Source organism: Streptomyces sp. SPB074, assembly GCF_000154905.1.
Taxonomy (GTDB): Bacteria; Actinomycetota; Actinomycetes; order Streptomycetales; family Streptomycetaceae; genus Streptomyces.
Genome location: NZ_GG770539.1, coordinates 4057183 through 4060634 on the forward strand (window position 1 = coordinate 4057183; position 3452 = coordinate 4060634).

Consider the following 3452-nt stretch of genomic DNA (forward strand, 5'->3'; position numbering starts at 1 on the left):
CGTCACGCCCGGCGCGCTTTCCCCCTTTTTTCTTCCCCCGGGCCGGTGAAGGCCCCCCAGCCCTCACCGGCCCCTCGGTCCCCCGGCGCACATCCCCCGTACGCCCCCGTGGTCGGCGGGGACCCGCTCACCCGGCTTCCGCGCTCCCCCGTGTCCCCCGTGGGAGGCGGCGCCGGGTGACGCTCACTTCTTCTCGTCGCCCTCGGGGCGGTCGAGGATCTTCGCCTCCGGGTCGGCGGGGCTGCCGGTGGCGTAGGTGTCGCCGAGCGTCGTGGCACCCTCGCCCGCGGTCAGCTTCGCCTCGCCACCCTCGGGGTTGGCGGGGCTGCCGGTGGCGTAGGTGTCGCCGAGCGGCTTCATCTTGGGACCCTTGGCCTTCTCGGTGCCCTGGGGCTGCTGGCTGTCGGCCATCGTGTCTGCTCTCCCTCTTCGACGGGGACGGTGGTGATTCCGCCCGCCCGGCCACTCCCCCGGTCGGAGGCCGGGCGGGCGGAGAACCGGGCGGCTCACCCTACTCACCGGTCAAGTGCGAGTGAGGAGTCCCCCGGAGCCGTGCCGTCTGCCCCCCGACGCGACGGAACGGTTGGGAGAAGCATCTCCGGCGGCGATAAACGAACGATGAACGGACGATCGCCGCCCCGGCGCCCGGGCCCCTCCCCGCCCGGGACGGCCCCTTCCCGCGCCGTCCCGCCCCGGTTCAGCCCGTCGGTGTCTGCGTGCGCAGGGCGCGCACGGCGGCGGCCTCCGTCGCGGCGTCCTGCTCCTCGTAGACCCGCTCCGCCTCCGCCCAGCACACCTGCGCGCGGCCCTCCTGGCCCGTCCTCGCGAGGGCGCGGCCGAGGACGGTGAGGACCTGCGCGCGACGCCACTCGCCGCCCACCCCGTTGAGCGCGGTGAGCGCGCCCTCGGCGTGCGCGGCGGCCTGCGCCGCCTCGGACTGCGCGAGCCGCGCCTCGGCGAGCCGGCACAGCGTCATGCCCACCCACAGCTGCTGCCGGTTGGCGCGGAAGACGGCGAGCGCCTCCTCCAGCCGCTCCACCGCCTCGGCGGGCCGTCCCGCGGCGGTCAGGACGAGGGCCAGCGTGTAGCGGCCGTTGGCGCCGCGCAGCGCGCTGCCGGCCGCGTCGTTGAGGTGCGTACCGCGCTCGGCGAGCGCGAGAGCGCTGTCCAGCCGGCCCGTGGCCAGGTGGATACGGGACAGGTTGCACAGCGCGGCGGCCTCGCCCGCCTGGTTGCCGAACCGGGTGAAGTGCTCGATGGCCGCGCCGAGATGACGCTCGCCCACCTCGTACTCCTCGCGGTAGAGCGCGCCGACACCGAGGATGTTGTGCGCCCAGCTCACCACCACGATGTCCTTCTCGCCGTCCGCCCGGGCCAGGACGCGCTCGGCCCGCTCGCGGACCGTGTCGAGCCGTCCCGCCGCGTTGTCGGAGTCGGCGAGGACGAGGAGCGCCCGGTTGGCGACGGCGCCGAGCCCGTGGCGCTCGGCCCGCTCGATCGCCGTACGGGTCACCTCCCGGTACTGTCGCGCGTTGGCCCCCGACTCGCTCAGGTCCTTCGCGACCCACAGCAGGTCCACGGCGGCGGGCAGCGACTCGGCCCGTTCGGTGGCCCGGCGGGCGGTCGCCAGGAGGCTCTGCGCCTCCGCGTAGAGCCAGTCCTGCGCCTCGTCGGGGGAGTGGAGCGGGAGGCCGGGGTAGCTGGTCGGCGCGAGATGTCCGACGAGCCGGTCCCCGGGCCGTTCCAGCGCGTACACGCGCGCCGTCGTCGCGAGGTAGAAGTCGAGGAGCCGTCCGAGTGCTTCGGCGCGCGCCGACTCGGGCTGCTCGTCGCGCTCGGCGCAGGAGCGCGCGTAGAGCCGCACGAGGTCGTGGTAGCGGTAGCGGCCGGGCGCGGCCGATTCGAGGAACGAGGTGTCGACCAGCGATTCGAGGAGGTCCTCCGCCTCGTACGCGTCCAGGCCGAGGAGCGCCGCCGCGGCGGCGAGCGAGATGTCGGGGCCCTCGACGAGACCGAGGAGCCGGAAGGCGCGCGCCTGGTCGGCTTCGAGCTGCCCGTAGCCGAGTTCGAAGGTCGCGGCGACGGCGAGGTCCCCGGCCTGCAACTCGTCCAGCCTGCGCCGTTCGTCGGCGAGCTTCGCGGCGAGCACGGAGACGGTCCAGGTGCGGCGCGAGGCCAGCCGGGAAGCGGCGACGCGGATCGCGAGCGGCAGGAAACCGCAGGAGGCGACGACGTCGAGCGCCGCCTCGCGTTCGGCCTGCACGCGTTCGGCGCCGACGACGCGCGTGAAGAGCGTCAGGGCCTCCTCGGGGGACATGACGTCGAGGTCCACGAGGTGCGCCCCGGCGAGGCCGACCATGCGCTGGCGGCTCGTCACGAGCGTCGCGCAGCCCTCCGTGCCGGGCAGCAGGTGGCGGACCTGGGCGGGGTCCTTGGCGTTGTCGAGGAGGACGAGGACGCGGCGGCCGTCGAGCGCCGAGCGGTAGAGCGCCGCGCGTTCGTCGAGCGTCGCGGGCAGCGCGGTGTCGCGCACCCCGAGAGCGCGCAGGAAACCGCCGAGGACGGTCTCGGGGTCCACGGGGTGCGCCCCGGCGCCCTGGAGGTCGGCGTAGAGCTGGCCGTCGGGGAAGGCGGCGCGGGCGCCGTGCGCGACGTGCACGGCGAGCGTCGTCTTGCCGACCCCGCCGATGCCCGCGACGGCGGAGACCGCCATGACCTGCGAACCGGCCCCGGCGAGGGTGCCGCTCAGCTCCTTGACGAGCCCTTCGCGCCCGGTGAAGTCCGGTACGGAGGCGGGGAGCTGCGCGGGCCGGAGCGGGGGCGGGCCGCCGCGGGGGGCGGGCTGCGGGGAGCGGGCCAGTTCCTCGTCGCCCGCGAGGACGCGCTGCTGGAGCCGGGCGAGGGCTGGCCCCGGGTCCACGCCCAGCTCCTCGGCGAGCAGGCGGCGGGTGTCGGTGTAGACGGCGAGCGCCTCGGCCTGGCGGCCGGAACGGTAGAGGGCGAGCATGAGCAGCTCGCGGGGGCGCTCGCGGAGCGGGTGTTCGGTGGTGAGCGCGGTCAGCTCGGAGACGGCCTCGGCGTGGCAGCCCTGCTCCAGGTCCATCGCGAAACGGGACTCCAGCACCTGGAGCCGCCACTCCGCGAGCCGGGCCCGCTGGTTGGCGGCGTGCGGGCCGGGCACCTGGGCGAGCGGCTCGCCCTCCCACAGCGCCAGCGCCTCCTCGCTCAGGGCCCGCGCCCGGCACAGGTCCCCCTCCTCGCGCGCGGCGTCGGCGGCGGCGACCAGCTCCTCGGCCCGGCGCAGGTCGAGCGCGCCGGCACCGAGCGCGTCGGGGTGCAGCGCGTAGCCCCCGGCCTCACTGCGCAGCACGTTCCCGCCGAACGCCTTGCGCAGCCGCGAGGCGTACGTCCGGAGCGCGGCGAGCGCCCGCGCGGGCGGCTCCTCGCCCCAC

The 3452-nt window shown here is 76.1% G+C and carries 2 protein-coding genes; both read right to left on the bottom strand.

Going from position 1 to position 3452, the window contains the following annotated elements:
- Window positions 1-183 precede the first annotated feature (183 nt).
- Window positions 184-411 (bottom strand): hypothetical protein, encoded by a 228-nt coding sequence (locus SSBG_RS16895; RefSeq protein ID WP_037869992.1) that lies wholly within the window; start codon window positions 409-411, stop codon window positions 184-186.
- Window positions 412-697: 286 nt separating this feature from the next.
- A partial coding sequence (locus SSBG_RS16900; RefSeq protein ID WP_078491332.1) for an AfsR/SARP family transcriptional regulator occupies window positions 698-3452 on the bottom strand: 2755 nt, incomplete at its 5' end.